We start from the raw sequence: 19,540 nt of genomic DNA on the forward strand, positions 1-19,540 counted from the left end.
TCGGGAGCATCCCGTACAGGACGCGCTCGACCCGACAAGGAAGGGACATCGTGGCTGAGTACACGCTGCCAGATCTGGATTACGACTACGGCGCCCTGGAGCCGCATATCTCCGGGCAGATCAACGAGATTCACCACTCCAAGCATCACGCGACCTATGTCGCCGGGGTGAACACCGCGCTGGAGAAGCTCGAAGCCGCGCGCGAAGCCGGTGATCACGGCGCCATCTTCCTGCACGAGAAGAACCTCGCATTCCACCTGGGCGGTCACGTCAACCACTCCATCTGGTGGAAGAACCTCTCCCCCAACGGCGGCGACAAGCCGACCGGCGAGCTGGCGGCCGCCATCGACGACCAGTTCGGTTCGTTCGACAAGTTCCGCGCGCAGTTCACCGCCGCGGCCAACGGCCTGCAGGGCTCCGGCTGGGCGGTGCTCGGCTACGACACCCTCGGCCAGAAGCTGCTGACCTTCCAGCTCTACGACCAGCAGGCCAACGTTCCGCTGGGCATCATCCCGCTGCTGCAGGTCGATATGTGGGAGCACGCCTTCTACCTGCAGTACAAGAACGTCAAGGCCGACTATGTGAAGGCCTTCTGGAACGTGGTCAACTGGGCCGACGTCCAGGAGCGTTTCGCCAAGGCCACCAGCCAGGCGAAGGGCCTCATTTTCGGCTGATCGCCGGCGTCGTATCACCGGTTCGGATTCCGCCGGGAACGGCCCGACCCGATGCCGGTTGACATATAACGCGCCGAGCCCGCGGACCGTGCGGTCCGCGGGCTTTCGGCGTTATCGGGTGACCTGGCACTCTCTGGTACTTGTGTGCCAGACAACTTCTGGTAGATGCTCGAACGGCATAACAGATGGGCAAGGCCGCCCCGGTAACCGTGCGGGAGGCAGTATGCGCGGCAATGGTCAGATCGGCGTGACGCCGTTCCACGCGGGCGGAACACTGCGCGGTTTCGTGATCTCCGGACGCTGGCCGGATACCACCAAGGAGTGGTCGCAACTGCTGGTGCTCGCTGTCCGCGTCGCCTCCATGCCCGGCCTGCTCACCACCTCGACGGTCTTCGGAGTACGTGAGGAATTACCCGACGATCCGGCACCCGATACGGTCGGGCTGGTGATCGCCGAAGGCCCGGTACTGGGCGAGGAGGGCGTGCGACCCGGGCTTTTCGGCGAACACACCCCGCCCGCCCTGTTCATGCTGCATCCCCCGGCAGAAACCAATCCATCGCTACCGGAGTGCACCGGTGCGGCGTCCGGCTGCGTACTACTCCCCGGACTACCGCATCTGGGCCTCGAACACCGCGCCGCCTGGGCCGAAGCCGAAGCGGACGGCACGGTTACCGCCCTGGTCAGCCGGGTGGGATTGGATCCGATAAGCGATCCGGATACCGCGGTACTGGCCATGCTGCTGGCCGCCTGATCGCAGACCGAATAGTTCGCGGGCGCTCGGCCGTCCCATGAGCGACGGTTTTGCCGCAACGCCTTCACTCGGAAGGCTCATCACCGCCGGTCCGTAACCCTGCACAGGTGTACATGGTCCAGAACATTACGGCGGGTATACGGTCACTGGATCTTCGACAAGATCTCCGCGAGTTTGTCCATAACGGCCTGCTGACCTTGTTGGAGGTTGGCAACGTCGGCGCGCAACCCCGTCTGACCGGCTTGCAGATTCCGCACGTCGGCGCGCAACTCCGTCTGACCGGCCTCGAGCCGGGCCTGTCCTGCTTCGAGTCGCCCCTGCCCCGCCTGTAGGTCCTGGATATCGGCATGCAGACTACCGAGCTCCCCCATGACCGCGTTGTGGTTGCTGTTGGTCCGCGCTCGCAGGATCCGGACCGATTCCGGCTCCTGGTCCCGCTCGTTGATCAACTGCACAACCTGGGCTTCCAGCACAGCCAAGCGGTTCTCGATCGACATCTGACGGATCCTCTCGTTGATCGGTAGTGTACCGATCGACCGGGCCATCAGGCTTATGTCCGGTCTCACGGTTCCAGTGATCCGGCCTCTCTCGGACCGGAAACATTTCGCACAACTCGCAAGGACATTTCGGCCACGCCGCGATCCGATTGTCGATGCCCTGCCCCTTCAGTTCAGGGTTCACGACCGGATTGCTGCAACGATGCCGTCGAACCGTTCCGGATGGCCGGACAACGGTTATCAGGGCCCCCTAACTATGCCGCTACCTTACCCAAACTTATTGGTGTAAGCCATCTTTCACGGTTGCGCAATTGCGACAGCGGTGTAGATGCGATAGGGTTGCCGACAGCGAAGGGGAGTAGCCCCCAATCACGCGGTCGACATACTGACCTCGCCGCTGCGGCGGCGGTCCGGTCGCGTGAACCGGTCACCCGGTGGGCGAGACCTTCGGCCGGACAGCTATCGCGGTGCCGGCCGGAGGCGTCCTGCATCCGGCCGGTGAACCGGAGGATCGGGAGCCCTGGAGATGATCGCCACCATCGGACTCGCCATCGGTATCGTTTTCCTGGCCGAACTGGGCGATAAGTCCCAGCTCATGGCGTTGACCTTTGCCCTGCGTTATCGCTGGTGGGTGGTGCTCGGCGGGATCACCGCAGCCACTGCCGCCGTGCACGTGCTGCCGGTCGCCATCGGGCATTTCCTCGGTTCCGCCCTGCCCACGACGGCCATCGCCTGGATCGCGGCGGTGACCTTCCTCGCAGTCGGCGTCTGGACGCTGCGCGAACTCGCCGGCGACGACGACGGCGAACCGGCACCCCCGCGGTTCGCCACCGCCGCGCCCTTCTTCGTAGTGCTCTCGGCCTTCCTCCTGGCCGAGCTCGGCGACCGCACCATGTTCGCCACGGCCGCGCTCGCCACCGACAACAACTGGGCCGGGGTCTGGCTGGGATCGACCATCGGGATGGTCGCGGCCGATGCGCTGGCCATCGGCGCCGGCATTCTGCTGGGCAAGCACCTCCCCGAACGGGCCATCGGATTCGGTTCGGGGCTGCTGTTCCTGTTCATCGGCGCACTGACTGCCGTGAACACCGCGGTCCCCGAGATCGGCCTGCTACCGGCGATCGGTCTCGCACTGGCCGCGCCCGCCGCGGCGGCCGTGACGCTGTGGTGGCTGCACACTCGCCGAATGGCCCGGGAAATGGCGATGACCTCGACAGACGCCGCGGAGATCGACTAACGGCGAGTCGGCGGACAGCACTAGCATCCGCGCCGGCTCGATGCAAGGGGACCGTCCACGACTCCGGTGCATCCACCGGTTAGGGTGCAATTGACGTTAGGCCAACTGGCTTGTCACGAACGAGAGGACCATCGTGGAGATTTCGGGTTCCGCCGCCATCGTCACCGGGGGCGCGTCCGGTCTGGGCGCCGCCACCGCCAAGCGTTTCGCCGATCTGGGCGCCACCGTCTTCGGGCTCGACGTACCGCAGTCGATCGAGCGCGCCGGCGACAATGTCCCCGACGGGGTCACCCTGCTCGCCGCCGACGTCACCAGCCACGACGAGGTCGCCGCCGCCGTCGCCAAGGTGGTCGAATCGGGTACCCCGCTGCGTATCGTGGTCAACTGCGCCGGTGTCGGCTGGGCCGGGCGCATCCTGTCCAAGAACGGCCCGCACGATCTCGAGCTTTTCCGCACGGTGATCACCGTCAACCTGCTGGGCACCTTCAACGTCATGCGGCTGGCCGCCGACGCCATCGCCAAGACGGATGCAGTGGACGAATCCGGGCAGCGCGGTGTCGTGATCAACACCGCCTCCGTGGCGGCGTTCGAGGGCCAGATCGGGCAGATCGCCTACTCGGCGTCGAAGGGCGGCGTGCACGGTATGACCGTTCCGGCCGCGCGTGACCTCGCCCAGTTCGGTATCCGCGTCAACACCATCGCCCCCGGCATCATCGACACCCCGATGCTGGCCGGTGTCACCGAGGAATACCGCCAGGGCCTCGAGGCCGGCGTGCCGTTCCCGTCGCGGCTGGGCCGCCCGGACGAGTACGCGCAGCTCTCGCAGTACATCGTCGAGCACGACTATCTCAACGGCGAAACCATCCGGATGGACGGCGCGCTGCGTATGGCGCCGCGCTGACCCCCGGCTCGCAATATACGACTGCAACGCCCGCCGCCCGAAACGGACGGCGGGCGTTCGTTGTCCAACGATGGGTGTGCAGCTATCCGCTGCTCCCGGTCGGGATCTTCATCCGCCAGGCGTCACAGGCCGCGCGATCGGCCCACTCCCGGTCCACGCCGTCGGCTCGGCATCCTTCCCTGGTGTAGCCCTCGCGATCGAGGCCGGAACGGTCATAACCCCACCGGTCGTAACCGGAACGGTCAAAACCCCACCGGTCGTAACCCCACCGGTCGTAGCCGAAACGATCGAAGCCGGAGCGGTCGTAGCCCCAGTCGTCGTAGCCGTCGGCACCGAACGAATCGGGCGGACCGGGTACCACACAGTGCGGGGCATGCTCAGGTATACCGTCCGGGCAATCGGCGGGTAGCCGCGGCGGTTCGGGCGTCGTTGTCGGCGGCTCGGGCGTCGTTGTCGGCGGTTCGGGCGTCGTTGTCGGCGGTTCGGGCGTCGTTGTCGGCGGTTCGGGCGTCGTTGTCGGCGGTTCGGGCGTCGTTGTCGGCGGTTCGGGCGTCGTTGTCGGCGGCTCCGGCGTCGTTGTCGGCGGCTCCGGCGTCGTACTCGGCGGCTCCAGCGTTGCGACGGGAAGCGCCGACGGGGTCGGCGTGTTCTGCGGTGCGGGCAGCACTGCGGCATCCGTCTCCGCATAGGCGGGGACAGCCAGAATCATGGTGACGAGCACGGCGCTCAACAGCGCGGCCCTGCCCCTGGTTCGGCGTCTGCCCCTGCCATACCTAGCGGCTGTCGACATCATCGATCTCCAATCCGAGCGCACTTCCATGCTTCGACCGGGCTATCGCGGCTCCGCGGGTTTCCCCTACAAACAGCAGGTCCATACAGCGAGGGCCAGCCGGCTGCACCCCGAGCCGGAGCGGAACCGACTGCGGCCCAGCCTCCCCCGTAGTGGACGCCTCGGCCGGACCCTTCAGTTTCTCGTCGGCGAATCCACGGTCCGGTATCCGCGTCCGGGTAGGCCGCCGATCTTGCCCGGGCCGGCAGCATTCCGGCCGGAAAGCCGGGCGGCGAGCATTTCACCTTCCAGGTCGGCTACTACAGGAGACCGGTTCGATCGGCGAAGGGACCGGCAGCCGCCACGCGTGCGCGCCAGGCATCGCAGATCCGGCGGATCGCCCACTTCTGATCGTTGCCGTCGAGACGGCATCCGTCGCGCGTGTAGTCCCACCGGTCATAACCGTCTTCGTCGTACCCGTCCTTGTCGTAACCCCATCTGTCGAAGCCGTGGCGGTCATAGCCGTCGCTGTCATAACCCCACGAATCGAAACCTTCCTTGTCGTAACCGCGGTTATCGCGACCGAATCGGTCATAGCCGTCGCGGTCATAACCCCACCGGTCGTAGCCGTGGCGGTCATAACCCCACCGGTCGTAGCCGGAGGAGTCGTAGTCGTCGGAGACGGGGGCGAGGTGCGTCGTGATCGGACCGATCCCTGGTTCCGCCGACGCGGGTGCCACTGCCAGGACGGGGGCAGCGAGCAGCGCGCCGAGCAGCGCGATCCGAAGCGAGGTGTAGCGCAATCCACGGCGCGCCGCAATGGTAGTCGACATAACGGATCTCCTATCCGGAACACGATTCGCGTATCTCGGATGATCCATCGCCCGTACCCCTTGACGAATTACAAACCGCAGGTCGAAGTCCTGACGAAAGCCTGTGCGCCCGAGGAGGGTCGGGATGTGCCGATCAGCCCATGCTGGGCCCCGGCCGAACAGAGCCGTTTCCGGTGCTCGACCTCGGGGATGCGGTGGCCGCAGCAGCGGAATCGTGAAGGCCACGTACTCCTCGGCCACCTCATCCCATGGATGCCGAGGGAGAATTCGGGAGGAGGCCGCGGGCACGCCGCAGCCTCCTTCCGGTCAGAGCGTACGCGTCAGCCGGTCGGCGAGGATCTGCGCGAACTTGGCCGGATCCTTCAATTCCCCGCCTTCGGCCAGCACGGCCGTGCCGTACAGGAGTTCGGCGGTTTCGATGAGCTCGGGGACCTTCCCCTCGTCGGCGTCGTCCTTGCGGGTGTCGTAGGCATCGCGCAGCCCGGTCACCAGCGGATGGGTGGGGTTGAGTTCGAGAATCCGCTTGAACTGCGGTAGTTCCTGACCCGAGGCCCGGTACATGCGTTCCAGCATCGGGGTCATATCGAAGACATCGCCGACCAGGCAGACCGGCGAGGAGGTGAGCCGGGAACTGAGGCGGACCTCCTTGACGCTGTCCTCGAGGGTTTTACCCAGCCAGGTCAGCACCTCGGCGAAATCCTTGTCCTGCTGTTCGCGCAGAGCCTCGGATTCCTTCTTCTCCTCCTCCGTTTCCAGATCGACCTCGCCCTTGGCGATCGACTGGAATCGTTTGCCGTCGAACTCCGTCACCGAGCCGACCCACATCTCGTCCACCGGGTCGGTGAGGATCAGCACCTCGCGCCCCTTGGCCCGGAACGCCTCCAGATGCGGTGATTTCTCCACCTGCTCCCGGGACTCCCCGGTCATGTAGTAGATCGCATCCTGCCCCTCGGGCATCCGCTCCACATACTGCGCCAGCGTCGTGGCGTCGGAATCGGAATGGGTGGAGGCGAAGGACGACACCTCCAGGATGGTGGCCTGGTTGTCGAAATCGGAGAGCAGACCCTCCTTGAGGACCCGGCCGAATTCCTGCCAGAAGGTCCGGTACTTCGTCTGGTCCTCGGCGCCCTGCAGCTCCTTGACGGTGCTCAGCACCTTCTTGACCAGCCTTTTGCGGATCATCTGGATCTGCCGGTCCTGCTGCAGGATTTCGCGGGACACATTCAGCGAAAGATCCTGCGCGTCCACCACACCCTTGACGAAACGCAGGTACTCCGGCATGAGCTCTTCGCAGTTGTCCATGATGAACACGCGCTTCACATAGAGCTGCACACCGCGCTTGTGCTCGCGGGTGAACAGGTCGAACGGCGCCTGCGACGGCAGGAACAGCAGCGCCTGATATTCGAACGTGCCCTCGGCCTTGAGCGGGATGATCTCCAGCGGCTCGTCCCAGGCGTGGCTGACGTGCTTGTAGAACTCGTGGTACTCCTCTTCGGAGACTTCGCCTTTGGGGCGGGTCCAGAGGGCCTTCATCGAGTTGAGCGTCTGCTCCTCGACGACGGTTTTCTCCTGCTTCTCCTCGCCCTCGCCCTCGGTGACGGTGCGCTCGACCTGCATCCGGATCGGCCAGGCGATGAAATCGGAGTACTTCTTGACGATCTCGCGGAGTTTGTACTCCTGCGTGTAGTCGAAGAGATGATCCTCGGCGTCGGCCGGCTTCAGGTGCAGTTTCACCGCGGTGCCCTGCGGCGCCTCGTCGAGGGTTTCGATGGTGTACGAGCCGGAACCGGCCTCGGACTGCCAGCGGGTCGCGGTGGTCTCACCGGCGCGGCGGGTGGTCAGCTCGACCTTGTCGGCCACCATGAACGTCGAATAGAAGCCGATACCGAACTGGCCGATCAGCTCCTCGGCGGCGGCGTCGGATTTGGCCTCGTTGAGCTTTCGGCGCAGTTCGGCGGTACCGGATTTCGCCAGGGTCCCGATCAGGTCCACCACTTCGGCACGCGACATGCCGATGCCGTTGTCCCGGACGGTGAGGATCCGCTGATCGGAATCGACCTCCAGCTCGATGTGCAGGTCGCCGGTATCGACGTGCAGATCCTTGTCCCGATAGGACTCCAGCCGCAGCTTGTCCAGCGCGTCGGAAGCGTTCGAGATCAGCTCCCGCAGGAACGTGTCTTTGTTGGAGTAGACCGAGTGGATCATCAGTTCGAGCAACTGATGGGTCTCGGCCTGGAACTCGAGTTGTTCGACGTGCTCTGTCACGCTGTCATATGGTAATCAAGCCTGCGCCGGGCTGGGTCGCAGGCCGGGTGGGGTCGGCGGTGCCTGCGCGAAATCCGCGAGCGCGGGTACTTCACGCTCGGCGCAGTGTTCTGTCGGGTTGCGCGGATTCATCCATTCCCGCAGGACAGCGGTGGCGCGCACATCGTCCTCGTTGTATTCCAGCAGGCGAGTGCGCTGGGTGAGATCCGGGGCGGCGTCGTAGCCGACCGCCCGCCGGTACCAGCTCATCGACGCCTCACCGCCGGCCTCCGGATCACGCCAGGCGAACCCGGCTACGGGCGCGATCTTCTTCAATCCCTTACCGCTCGGGCAGATGAACTGATCGGTGACCGCCTGGAACATGTCCACCCACTGCGCCGAATCGACGAACTGCGTCACCTGCGCCGCCGTGGGCACCCCGGGACGCCCGGCGAACCGGCGCGCGGACTCGTAGAGCCATTTGTCCTCGGCGGAACGCGAATAACAGTAGGCGGCAAAGGTTTTTCCGGCGGACACGGCCTGATCCCGGATTTCCATCAACCAGGTCCAGAATTCGGCGAACGACCGGCCCTCGTCCTCGGTCGGCAGCGGATCCCAGGTGACGAACGGCCGGTATTTCCCGTCCAGCAACGTGCCCCAGAGATAGGCGCCGTCCTCCTGGTAACTCTCCAGGTCCACGTCCACCTCGACGTCGGCGCGGCGCACCCACACGCGGTCGGACCGGCGCACCAGCGGCGCATCCACCAGCCAGGCCCGCGCGGTGACCACTGCCTCTTCGAAGGGCCCGTGCTGCCAGTCCTCCGGCTCCGGCGCCGACCAGGCGGCCAGTTCGTCGATGGTGCGCACACCGTGTGCGCGCAGCACATCGGCGCGCGACCCCGGCGCCACCACGCTCACATCGCGGTGCTCGTTGAGCCATGCCTGGCAGCCAACGTCGGCGCCGCGCGTCCACCACGGGCACTGGCGGCATTCGGGAACCTTCGAGGGAACGGTTGCGACCTCACCGCGCAGCACCGCGATCCGGTCCGCGTAACGGTTGTCGTAATCGGTGAGCACGGTGGTCAGATCGTGTACCAGGATCCGGTCGAAGTGGAAGCCGATAACGCCGCCGACCGGGCCGGCTGTCGCCAGACCGCAGCGTTGCAGCATCCGGTAGACGTGGGCCAGGCGCTGCTGATCCCGGGGTTGCTGGCGGATCTTGCGCGCACGGTCGGGTTCGGGGCGCCACTGCAGCAGGTCCGAGGTCAGCGGATGGAATTCGGCCGGTTCGGGCCGGCGCGGATCGGTGACCTTGTGGTTGACCACGATCACCGGGATATAGCCGCCCGCGGCATCGCGCAGCAGGATTTCGGCGCCGCCGCGACGGCCGGTATCGGGTTCCTGTGGGAGCAGCGCACCCCAGATCCGGGGCGCCCCGGCCGCGCACGCACGCACAGTGGCCGCAGCGCGAGCACGGGCGGACTGCGCCGGATCGATGACCACCCAGCTATCGGGATCCTCGGCGACGAGAGTGTCGCGGACCCGGTCGCGATGGGTCTGCGCGGCAGCGCGCCGCTGCTGAACCCCGGGGTCCTCCCGCACCTCGGCCAGTAGCTCCGGATAGGCGGCATCGAGCCCGAGCCGGTGCCGGCAGCCGATCAGGCCGCGCGCATCGAGGAAAACCGCGCGGTCGCGTTCGGTAGCAGCGGTTACGCCGGTGTTCTCGATATCGCCTGTGGCGCCTGTTCCAGCCACCGGGTTCGCAATGTCTGCGGCGGTATCCGATCCATCGGTCGCACGGGCATCGCCGCCCGGGAATACACCTGCTCCGGAGCCGTTCCCGGCACCCGCGCGGGCATCGTCGACGCCGATGACGGCGTCGTTTTCGGCACCCGCGCGGATGCCGTTTTCGGCACCCGCGCCGGCGGGGTCTTCGCGGTCGATACTGCCCGGTTGCACTGAAGCAGTATGGTCCCTGCCCCCGACAGCCCGATCAGCCGAGCACCCGGATCGAGTGTGCAGCTACCGTCCCGAACTGTCCCCATCACCGCTTCGATCGTGCGCATCGCCATCCTGGCGCCCTGGTGAGAGCATTGGACGCGCGGCCTACGGTGCGCACGGATACACCGGTCGCAGACCACGGTCACGTCCGAATGTTCTCCGAGCCGGCTACGCGGCGCGGTCGACATCCCGGTACCCGATCCCGACCCCACTCGGTACGGGCCACCTCATCCATCGCGGCAATACGCGCCGGTATGCGGACCCGACGAGGGCGGGCACACGGACACAACCGGTTTCGTTCCGACGTGGCGCCTCGGCCCGTCTGTATTCCTGTCACGTCACTTCTGGGGCCCCGTCTCGGTGGGCGATGCCAACGGCCTGCTGGACACCGCCTCCGCGGGGCCGGTCCGGCCGCGTCGCGGCCCGTGGTTCACCGCGCGACCGGACCGCCCGACCGGCCGCGGCCCTGCGCATCGGTGGTATATCGCGCCGGACGCAACGCCGCTCCGTATTCGCCCGGGCGGGCACCGGGCCGGTTCACCGGCGCACACCACGACATCACTCACCGGGAACCGGGTGGCGTATCTCGCGGGTTGGGCCGGGAACCCGATAGGGTGTCGGCGAACCGTGTGACACGGGTGGACGATGCGGTTTCCGTGTCGTATCGCCGCAGCGAACCAGCATGACGGAGGGCCTTCGATGGGGTTGTTCACCAAGCGCAAGCGGCGTCCGAATCGGCGGGCCGAGGCAAAGGCTCTCAAGCACAAGGCCGCGATGGAGGCCAAACTCGGCGCGAAGAACGAGCGCAAACGGCAGCGCACCGAGGCCCGTGCCCAGCGCAAGGTCGCCAAAGCGCAGATCGCAACGCTGCAAGCCGAGGAGAAGGCCGCCCTGAAAGCCGCCGCTCGCGCCGAACGCGACCCGTTCAGCCCGGGACAGGTCAAGAAGTACATCGGGGTGGCGCGGGTGCTGGTTCCGGTGCTCGCCCCGCTGGCCTACCGCGCCGCCACATATCTGCGCGGGCAGCTCGACGCCCGGCGGGCGAAACAGCTCGGGGTGGGAGTGGATCAGCTCGGCGACTACGCCGGCCACGGGGGCCGGCTCCAGGCCCGTATCTCCAACACCGAAGCGGCCCTCGACAAGATCGCGAACGGTAACGCCGGCAAGGACAGCCAGCAGTTCGTGACCAGCGCTCGCAACCGGCTCGCTGCGCTCGATTCGGCCGTCCGCACCGCCGATCAGATGCCTGCCACGCGGCGGCGCTCGGTGCACTCGTCGATCGCCACCGAACTGTCCAAAATCGAGGCAGACGTCCTGGCCCGTCTCGGCGTCGCCTGAAACGAGCCGTATACGGCGTCCAGCTGCTCCGGCGCGCGCCCACCGGTGGTCGCATCGCCTCTCATCGTGGGTTCGGTTCCGGCCGGGACCGAACCGACCTCGGGCCGGTCGCGTCACCGGGCCTGCCCGGCCATGCGCGGTCCGATGACCACCGCCGGCCCCGATGTTTTACGAGTCCGGTGCCCGAAGCCGGGGACGGGTGAGTTGTGTCTGCGGACGCAACTGTTCGAAGGCAGCCGCCCGGCCGAGGGGCACAGCGGGAAAGATGCGGCCGGTATCACGTGGCGCCTCGTACCGCGACCTGAACGGGAGCGACAACAGGGGCGGCCTAGCGGCCGGACCGGCCGCCGACCATGATGGACGCCGACCAACCCTACCGCCCGCAACCTCCGAGAGTGCCCGATGTCCACCAGCCAGTACACCGGCCCCGCCCAACTACGGGGCTGCCTGGTGGGCGTGGCGACCGGGGCGCTGGCCGTGGCCGCCCACGGTGCGGCGGGTGGTGGGTACCCCACTTCGGCCGGTACCGCTCTGCTGCTGCTGACCACGCTGCTCACCGGGTGGGTAGCCGGGTCGGGCGGTATCGGTACGCTCGGCCGGTTCGCGAATCGGGCCGGCATACCGGGGCCGCGAATCGTCCTGCCGCTGGCGTCGGGCCAGTTCGCGGGCCACTGGGCGCTGACCGGGCTCACCGGTCACCACACCGCAGCGGGTGCCGCGGCCGGCGAATCGCCGACCGGCGGCCCCTTCTCCGCGGCGATGTTCGTCGCCCATCTGCTTGCGGTGCTGCTGTGCGCCCTGACGATCGCGGTGGCCGAACGGCTGTACCGGACGGCGTCGGCGGTGTTGCGCGTACTGCTCACCCCGGTGCGCGGTGTTCTACCGGCGCCTCGGGTCCGTATCGCGGCGAACGCCGCGACTCCGCGGCAGCACGCTCCGAACGGAGCGTCCGGTCCACGCGCGCCACCGGCCCGCGTGATCACCGACGTTTCCCCATCCTTCGGAGAGAAAGTTTTCCGCCCATGTTCCACGGGTTTCCCCCGACCCTGCGCCGCGGCCTGACCTCCGCCGTCGCCGCGGGTTTCATGCTGACCGGTGCCGGTACGGCCGCCGCGCATGTCAGCGTATCGGCGCCGAACGCGACGCCCGGCCGGTCCACCGTCGCGACGTTCAGCGTGCCCACCGAATCCGATACCGCCGCCACCACCGCGCTGCGGATCACCGTGCCGGAAATCGCTACGGCGCGTACCGAACCGATCCCCGGCTGGACCGCGAAGATCGAGCGGAACGACGAGGACCGCGTAGTGGCCCTCACCTGGACCGCGAACCCGGGTAGCCCGGGTATCCGGCCGGGTGAGTTCCAGCGTTTCGTGGTGTCGCTGGGCCCGCTGCCCGAAACCGATTCGATCGGTTTCCCGGCCGAGCAGAGCTACAGCGACGGCACCGTGGTGCGCTGGGACGACACCGGCGACCATGATTCGGCGGAGCATCCGGCACCCGTCCTCACGCTCGGCGCGGAGACCGGCGACGGGTCCGGTCACGAACACGGTGACCAAGCCGCGGCCGAATCCGACGCGAACACCGACACCACCGCCCGCTGGCTCGGCGGCCTGGGGCTGGCGCTTGCGGCGCTGGCCCTGGGCGCCGGTATCGGCGCCGTGGTCAGGGGGCGGCGATGAACCGCCGGACGCCCCTGATCGCCGTGGCCACCGCACTGCTGTGGCTGTTGCTCGGCCCCCTCGCCGGTACGGCCGGGGCGCATTCCACCGTGGTGGGCAGCGATCCGGCCGACGGCGCCACCGTCGACACCGGACCGGCACGGGTGACCATCACCTTCAACGAACCGCTGCAGCCCGATTTCCCGGCCATGACCGTGGTGGGCCCGGACGGGAACTTGTGGTCGAAGAGCGACCCGGTTGTCGAGGGTCGCGACCTCAGTGTGGCGGTCGGCGAACTCGGACCGGCCGGGGTGTACCGGATCGCCTTCCGGGTCACCTCGGCGGACGGCCATGTCGTCGACGGCGAACGGAGTTTCACGCTGACCACCGCCGGCCAGGGCACGCCCGGCCCGGCGGCGAACGCGCAGAGTTCCGGGGAGGGATCCGGCGGCGGTGTCCCGGTATGGGTCTATATCGCCGGTGCGGTCGTCCTGTTCGGGGCCGGTCTGGCGTTCGCGCTGTTCGGTTCGAACCTGGGCAAGGGCAAGGGTAAGAACGAACGGTGAGAAGGGGTCTTCCGGGCGGGCCGGACCGCCGGGTCGCGCTCGGACTCGCGATTCCAGCGGGCCTGCTCGGGGTACTGGTGGCCTGGGCGCTCGGCGATATCCCGGCCGGTGCCACCATGCGGGTGTGCGCCGACCTCGCCGGGGCCGCCGTGCTCGGCCTGGCCGCCCTGCCGCGGCTGAACGATCGCCTCGAGGTGCCGTGGCGGATGCTGGCGGTGCTGGCCGGTCTCTGGTGCTGCCTCGAATTCGCGGTGCTGGTTTTCGCCGCGGGCGAGGTGGTCGGCTCCGGCGTGACCGCGCTGAGCCCGGCGGATTTCGGTACCTATCTGGTGCGGATCAGCGGTGGTCAGATCGGGTTGGCCATCCTGGCCGGTACGGCGGTTGTCGCGGGCTACAGCACACTCGCGTTCCGGCGGCCGGGCGGGCACACACCCGATCCGGTGCTCGTGTTCGCCGCGGTGACCGTCACCCTGCGGCCCATCACCGGGCATATGTCGCAGCAGGCGTTCGGTTCGGTCCTGGCCGGAGTACACGCACTGGCCGCGGCGACCTGGCTGGGCCTGCTGCTGGCACTGGCGCTGGTGGTGCGCGGGCGCCGCGATTGGGCCGAGACCCTGCCTCGATACTCCGCGGTCGCCGTCCCGATGGTGGCTGCTGTGGCCGTCACCGGAGTGATCAACGGTTTGGTCCGGATGGGCGGGGTCGCTCCGTTCTTCACCACGGGTTATGGCCGGGTCATGCTGGCCAAGTCCGTACTGCTGATCGTGCTGCTGGCGCTCGGCTGGTGGTGGCGCCGGAACTGGGTCGCCGCGGCGGCGGCACATCGGATGAGCGCCGAGGCGTCGTTACAGCGTGCGGCGCTGGAGGTGGCGGTCATGGCGGTGGCGTTCGGGCTCGCGGCCGCACTGGCGGTCGCCGGATAGCCGGGTGCGAGCAGCGGCACACCCGGGTGTGATCGACGGCTCGCCGGCGTGGGGGCCGATGCGGGCCGGCGGGGTCCGGGCGGCACAATCGGCACCGTGACCGAATCAGCGAAGCAGGTGGCCACCGCGGATCTCGCCGACGAGATCGGCCCCGATATCCGCAGTTGCGATACCCAGTTCATCCAGTTCGGCGGCCGGCCGGTGTTCGCCGGGCGAATCAGCACGATTCGCTGTTTCCAGGACAATCTGCTGGTCAAGCAGACGCTGAGCGAGCCCGGAAACGGCCGGGTCCTGGTGGTCGACGGCGGCGCGAGCGTGCACACCGCGTTGGTGGGCGATATCATCGCCGGCCGCGGGGTCGACAACGGCTGGGCCGGGGTCGTGGTGAACGGAGCGGTCCGGGACTCGGCGATTCTGCGCACCCTCGATATCGGCCTGAAGGCCCTGGGCACGAACCCGCGCAAGAGTACGCAGACGGGTTCGGGCGAGAAGGACATCCCGGTGGAGTTCGGCGGGGTGACCTTCCGTCCCGGCGAGATGCTCTACAGCGACCACGACGGTGTCGTGGTCCGCGCGGCGGACTGACCGGCCGGACTATCCGGCGCTCACCCTGGCCTGATGGCCGGCGAGTGCGACCACATCGCCCACCTGGAGCTGGCGACCGCGGCGGAGCTCGACCTCGTCGTTGACCCGTACCAGCCCGGCTGCGATCACTGTCTTGGCCTCCGACCCGGATTCGATCAGATTGGCCAGTTTCAGGAACTGCCCGAGCCGTATGGTGTCATCGTCGACGGGCACATCGATTGGATCCGGCATGCTCTCATGCTTACTCCCCCGGTCAGCGCACCTTCCTACCGGCCCGGCCGAACCCGGCCGGGAACCGGAATAATCCGGCATATCCGGCATTTCACCAGGAATCGGCCGCCACGCCCGGAGCCCGGTTACCCATTTCGGCCAACCGCGCCCGCACACAGGGCAATACGTGCCGATCCACGGCGTTCCGCCGCTAACACGCCGGTACACAGCCCGGATTCGGTGCGGACGGGCGGCAGACTGGAACGGTGATATCCACGCAGGAACCGCCAGGCCCCGAAGCACCCGGACGAGACGAAGCACCCGGACGACTCGCGGCGATACCGCGCGTCCTGGCTCTCGTATCGGGTGTTTTCGCCGCGGCCTGCCTGGTGTGGAGTGTGCTGCCGGGACTGTCCGGCGCCCTGCGGGTCCCACGTGATCATCTGGACCAGTACTATCTGCACGCTCCCGCGACGAATCTGCTGTGGGCGGCCGCGGCCGGCCTGCTCGCCGTCGGGCTCTCCCGGCGCAAACGGGTCGCATGGTGGGCCGCGCTGCTCTACCAGGTGAGCTGGTTACCGGTGAACCTGCTCGATATCGTGCGCGAGCAGAACCCGAACGCGGCGCTGGGGCTGCTCGTCCACCTCGGTGTGTTCGCGCTGCTGATCACCGCACGCGCCCAGTTCACCGCCCGGGTCCGGCCGTGTTCACCGCGCCCCGCGGCGACGACGTTCGCCGCCGGATCGGTGGCGGCCGGCGTGGCCGGCGCCTGTGTAGTGCAAATGTTTCCCGGTTCATCGGCCCCGGGCGCGCCTCGGGCATTGTTCGTCGTCTCTCAGCTCACCGCCGGGCTCGCCGTACGTCCCGCCCAATTCACCGAGGACGCACCGTTTTCCACGGCGTTCCTGCTCGGCTTGTTCGGCGCAATGGTTTTCGCGGCCACCGTCATGGTGCTGGTGCGCACGCAGCGCGCGGAACACGCACTCACCGAAGCCGACGAGACAGCGCTGCGCGAACTGCTGAACAGCCCCGATTCCACCGGCTCGATCGATTATTTGGCAACTCGCCGCGATCGCGGGATCGTCTTCAGCCCGAACGGCCGCGCGGCCATCGGCTACCGGGTGGAATCCGGTATCTGCCTGGCCCTGGGTGATCCGCTCGGCGCCCGTGACTGCTGGCCGCAGGCGGTGGCGGCGTGGCAGCGGTACGCGCGCCGGTTCGGCTGGCCGGTCGCGGTGGTCGGGGCCGGGGATGCCGCGGTGCCGGTGTACCGACGGGCCGGGCTCGATGCCGTGGCCGCGGGTGCGGAGGCCCTGCTGGACACCCGGACCTTCGCGCTGACCACCCCGGAACTGCGACCCGTCCGCGACACCCTCACCCGGCTGCGCAAACAGGGTGTGACGGTGCGGATCCGGCGCCACCGCGATATCGGCACCGCGGAGTTCGCCCGCCTGGCGGTCACGGCCGAGCAGTGGCGGCGCACCGAGACCGAACGCGCCTACCCGCTGCCGCTGGGCCGGTTCGGCGACCGGCGCGACGGTGATTGCCTGCTCGTCGAGGCAGTCGACGCCGAAGATCGCGTGCTCGGCATACTTTCGCTGGTGCCGTGGGGCCGGACCGGGGCAACCCTGGAATTGCTGCGCCGCGAACCGGGTACCACCGAGGAGATCACCGATCTGCTCATCGCGGAATTCGCGCTCCGGGCCGAGCAGCACGGTATCGAACAGGTTTCGCTGAATTTCACCGTATCCCGCTCGGTCTTCGAAGCAGCCGGTCGCCGGGGCCGTCCCGGGCCCGGCCGCGGTATCCGGGCGGTGGCGGTCGCCATGCGTGACGGCGTGCGCGGACTGCCGCTTGCGTTCTCCCACTGGTGGCAGCTGGACCAGCTGTACCGCGCGGCCACCCGCTGTCAACCGCGCTGGTCGACCCGTTACGTCATGTCCGCCGATCCACGACACCTTCCGCGCATCGCCGTCGCGGTCGCCGTCGCCGAGGGGTTGCTCCCGCGGCCGGGTGCCGGCGCCGGGGCGTTCACCCATACCGGCCGCCATCGCGCCGTTCCCGAAGGTGCCCCGGCGGCAACGCCTGTGGCCGCCACGGCAGCGGCGGCGGTTGCGGCGCCCGAGCAAGATCTCCGGCCCGAGCAGGTCCGGGTGCGCACCGGCAAACTGGACCGCCTGGCGGGCGCGAATATCGACCCCTATCCCCCGCCCTTCCCGCCGACCCATACCGTGGCCGCGGCCCGCCGAGTACCGCGCGGGACCACCGTGCGGATCTCCGGCCGGCTGCTACGGCTCCGCGATTGCGGCGGTGTGCTTTTCGCGGTGATCCGCGACTGGACCAGCGATATCCAGCTCCTGCTCGACCGGGAGCGGCTCGGCGCGGCGCGCTGTGCCGAGTTCGGTGAATTGTTCGATCTGGGCGATCTGATCTCGGTGAGCGGGCAGCTCGGATACAGCCGGCGCGGTGAATTGTCGCTTCTGGTGGCCGATTGGCGGATGCTGGCCAAATGCCTGCATCCGCTGCCCGATAAATGGCACGGCCTCACCGACCCCGATGCCCGGATGCGGCGCGGCTACCTGGACCTGATGATCGATCGCGAGGCGCGGGAACTGCTGGCCCGCCGCAGCGCGGTCCTGCGCGCACTGCGCGACGCCCTGCACGACGGCGGATTCCTGGAAGTCGGTTCGCCGGTGCTGCAGGCCGGCCCCGGTACGGGGACGGCACGAAGTATGCGCACCCATATCGACGCCGACAACACCGATCTGCATTTGCGTCTCGGCCCGGAAGCGGCGTTGAAGCGGCTGTGCGTGGGCGGCGTGGAGAAAGTTTTCGAACTGGGGCCCAGTTTCCGCAATGCGCGCACGAGCGCCCGGCACCTACCCGAATTCACCCAGCTGGAAGCCTATGAGGCCCACGGCGACCAGCAGCGGATGATGACCCTGTGCCGGCATCTCGTGCAGCAGGCCGCGCTGGCCGCGAACGATTCGATGGTCGCCATGCGGCCGCGACCCGACGGTTCCCTCGCAGCCCTGGATCTCTCCGGTGAATGGCGGGTGCGGTCGTTCTACGAGGCGCTGGCACAGGAAACCGGCACCGAGGTCACGCCCGATACCGGGCTGCCGGAGTTGCGTGACCTGTGCGAAAAGGCCGATATCAGTTGTCAGCCGAGCTGGGACCACGGCCGCGCCGTCTACGCGCTCTACCGGCGATTGGTGGCCGAAACAACCTACGAGCCCACCTTCTACACCGATTTTCCCGGTACGGTCTCGCCACTCGCGCGCTCGCATCGCCGCCGGGCGGGCGTGGCCGAACGGTGGGATCTGGTGGCCGGTGGGATCGAGCTGGGTAGCGGCCGCAGCGAACTGACCGATCCGGTGGAACTGCGCCGGCGCTTCACCGCGCAGGCCCGGGCCAATGCCGACGGTGGGCCGGCGATCACGGGGCTCGACGAGGAACTACTGTGCGCCCTGGAGCACGGTATGCCCCCCACCGGCGGACTGAGTCTGGGCGTCGAACGCGTACTCATGCTGCTGACCGGGCGCACGATCCGGGAAACCCAGACCTTCCCGTTGGTCCGGCAGCGCTGACGTTTCGCCCGCCGGTCCACCGGCCAGAGCCGGGAACAAGAAGTTTCCCGGGTATGGAAACGGGAAGTACCGTGTAGCCACCCGGCCCCAGGAGGAGGGGCCGTACACATTGTGAACGGGGTTGACTTTGAGTTATCTGGATCTGCTCACCCATGCGAGCCACGTGGACTATTCCGCCTGGGCCGATACCGATGTACTGGCTTCCGCGGTCGACCTGGAGGCCCGCCGGCGGGGCAAGAGCAAGGGTAAGGGCGGCGGCTTGATCGTCGGCTTGATCTGTGTGCTGGTCATCGTGGCCATCGTCGTCGCGGTTGTCGTGATGATGCGGAAGAAGAACTCCGGCGATTCGCAAGGCGGTCAATTCCCCGGTCAGCCTCCCCACGGCGGTTACCCACAGCAGGGTGGCTTCCCGCAACAGGGCGGCTACCCGTCGCAAGGCGGCAGCTACCCCCAGCAGAGCGGATACCCACAACAGGGCGGCTACCCGTCGCAAGGCAGCGGATACCCCCAGCAGAGCGGATACCCACAACAAGGCGGCTACCCGCAGCCGGGCGGCTACCCATCGGACCCCAACAGCCCGAATCCCCCGCACGGCGGTCAGCCGCCGTATCCACCGGCCGGCTACTGAATTTCGACCGCACTCGTTCGATGCAGACGTCCGGTACGCAATGCCGCAACGCGGCGTACCGGGCGCTTTTCGTTGTTCACAGGACGGCGGATCAGCGGTGAAACAGCGCTTGCCGCATGCCTGCTCGGCCCGCAC

General features: G+C 68.0%; 18 protein-coding genes. 12 read left to right on the top strand and 6 right to left on the bottom strand.

Features of this window, described 5'->3' with window-relative positions; translation table 11 throughout:
- Positions 1 to 50: 50 nt before the first annotated feature.
- Entirely contained in the window at positions 51 to 674 is a 624-nt protein-coding gene (locus IU448_RS13650) for a superoxide dismutase (protein WP_033243809.1), read from the top strand.
- Between the two features lie 223 nt (positions 675 to 897).
- Positions 898 to 1,425, top strand: a complete 528-nt coding sequence (locus tag IU448_RS13655) for a peptidase (RefSeq protein WP_195055882.1) — start codon at positions 898 to 900, stop codon at positions 1,423 to 1,425.
- Positions 1,426 to 1,568: 143 nt separating this feature from the next.
- On the opposite strand, the gene IU448_RS13660 is transcribed toward IU448_RS13655, so the two are convergent.
- A complete protein-coding gene (locus tag IU448_RS13660; protein ID WP_195055883.1) occupies positions 1,569 to 1,922 on the bottom strand; it encodes a hypothetical protein in 354 nt (117 codons plus the stop codon).
- A 526-nt stretch (positions 1,923 to 2,448) separates the two neighbouring features.
- Between IU448_RS13660 and IU448_RS13665 the strand changes: the two genes are divergently transcribed.
- Entirely contained in the window at positions 2,449 to 3,159 is a 711-nt protein-coding gene (locus tag IU448_RS13665) for a TMEM165/GDT1 family protein (protein WP_195055884.1), read from the top strand.
- A 133-nt stretch (positions 3,160 to 3,292) separates the two neighbouring features.
- Positions 3,293 to 4,060 (top strand): SDR family NAD(P)-dependent oxidoreductase, encoded by a 768-nt coding sequence (locus tag IU448_RS13670; RefSeq protein ID WP_195055885.1) that lies wholly within the window; start codon positions 3,293 to 3,295, stop codon positions 4,058 to 4,060.
- Between the two features lie 82 nt (positions 4,061 to 4,142).
- Here IU448_RS13670 and IU448_RS13675 read toward each other — a convergent pair whose 3' ends face one another.
- The 4 genes from IU448_RS13675 to IU448_RS13690 form a co-directional block, all read right to left on the bottom strand.
- Positions 4,143 to 4,790, bottom strand: a complete 648-nt coding sequence (locus tag IU448_RS13675; protein WP_195055886.1) for a hypothetical protein — start codon at positions 4,788 to 4,790, stop codon at positions 4,143 to 4,145.
- Positions 4,791 to 5,149: 359 nt separating this feature from the next.
- Complete coding sequence (locus IU448_RS13680) at positions 5,150 to 5,662, bottom strand: hypothetical protein (RefSeq protein WP_195055887.1); 513 nt, start codon at positions 5,660 to 5,662, stop codon at positions 5,150 to 5,152.
- A 306-nt stretch (positions 5,663 to 5,968) separates the two neighbouring features.
- Positions 5,969 to 7,927: a molecular chaperone HtpG gene (gene htpG / locus IU448_RS13685; RefSeq protein WP_195055888.1), complete on the bottom strand. Its 1,959-nt coding sequence runs from the start codon at positions 7,925 to 7,927 to the stop codon at positions 5,969 to 5,971.
- Positions 7,928 to 7,942: 15 nt separating this feature from the next.
- The gene (locus tag IU448_RS13690; RefSeq protein WP_195056307.1) at positions 7,943 to 9,634 is read right to left on the bottom strand and encodes a TM0106 family RecB-like putative nuclease; all 1,692 of its coding nucleotides are present in this window, start codon (positions 9,632 to 9,634) and stop codon (positions 7,943 to 7,945) included.
- Positions 9,635 to 10,606: 972 nt separating this feature from the next.
- Between IU448_RS13690 and IU448_RS13695 the strand changes: the two genes are divergently transcribed.
- The 6 genes from IU448_RS13695 to rraA all read left to right on the top strand — a co-directional run bounded on the left by IU448_RS13695 (position 10,607) and on the right by rraA (position 14,977).
- Positions 10,607 to 11,245, top strand: coding sequence for a DUF6474 family protein (locus tag IU448_RS13695; protein ID WP_195055889.1), 639 nt, complete (start codon positions 10,607 to 10,609; stop codon positions 11,243 to 11,245).
- 402 nt (positions 11,246 to 11,647) lie between these two features.
- Complete coding sequence (locus IU448_RS13700; protein ID WP_195055890.1) at positions 11,648 to 12,307, top strand: hypothetical protein; 660 nt, start codon at positions 11,648 to 11,650, stop codon at positions 12,305 to 12,307.
- Positions 12,268 to 12,924 carry a YcnI family protein gene (locus tag IU448_RS13705; RefSeq protein WP_195055891.1) on the top strand — a complete coding sequence of 219 codons (657 nt, stop codon included), beginning with the start codon at positions 12,268 to 12,270 and terminating at the stop codon, positions 12,922 to 12,924. The genes IU448_RS13700 and IU448_RS13705 overlap by 40 nt, the downstream gene beginning before the upstream one ends.
- A complete protein-coding gene (locus IU448_RS13710; RefSeq protein WP_195055892.1) occupies positions 12,921 to 13,469 on the top strand; it encodes a copper resistance CopC family protein in 549 nt (182 codons plus the stop codon). The genes IU448_RS13705 and IU448_RS13710 overlap by 4 nt, the downstream gene beginning before the upstream one ends.
- Positions 13,466 to 14,392, top strand: a complete 927-nt coding sequence (locus tag IU448_RS13715; protein WP_324188590.1) for a CopD family protein — start codon at positions 13,466 to 13,468, stop codon at positions 14,390 to 14,392. Before IU448_RS13710 ends, IU448_RS13715 begins: the two co-directional genes overlap by 4 nt.
- 96 nt (positions 14,393 to 14,488) lie before the next feature.
- Positions 14,489 to 14,977, top strand: a complete 489-nt coding sequence (gene rraA / locus IU448_RS13720; RefSeq protein WP_195055893.1) for a ribonuclease E activity regulator RraA — start codon at positions 14,489 to 14,491, stop codon at positions 14,975 to 14,977.
- Between the two features lie 9 nt (positions 14,978 to 14,986).
- On the opposite strand, the gene IU448_RS13725 is transcribed toward rraA, so the two are convergent.
- On the bottom strand, positions 14,987 to 15,208 hold the full coding sequence (locus IU448_RS13725; RefSeq protein ID WP_195055894.1) for an RNA-binding S4 domain-containing protein: 222 nt from the start codon (positions 15,206 to 15,208) through the stop codon (positions 14,987 to 14,989).
- Positions 15,209 to 15,453: 245 nt separating this feature from the next.
- On the opposite strand from IU448_RS13725, the gene lysX reads away from it, so the two are divergent.
- Both lysX and IU448_RS29390 read left to right on the top strand, forming a co-directional pair.
- Positions 15,454 to 18,777 (top strand): bifunctional lysylphosphatidylglycerol synthetase/lysine--tRNA ligase LysX, encoded by a 3,324-nt coding sequence (lysX, locus tag IU448_RS13730; RefSeq protein ID WP_324188591.1) that lies wholly within the window; start codon positions 15,454 to 15,456, stop codon positions 18,775 to 18,777.
- A 127-nt stretch (positions 18,778 to 18,904) separates the two neighbouring features.
- Entirely contained in the window at positions 18,905 to 19,405 is a 501-nt protein-coding gene (locus IU448_RS29390; RefSeq protein ID WP_267467090.1) for a hypothetical protein, read from the top strand.
- Positions 19,406 to 19,540: the final 135 nt, after the last annotated feature.

It is taken from the genome of Nocardia flavorosea (assembly GCF_015477805.1).
Lineage (GTDB): Bacteria > Actinomycetota > Actinomycetes > Mycobacteriales > Mycobacteriaceae > Nocardia > Nocardia flavorosea_A.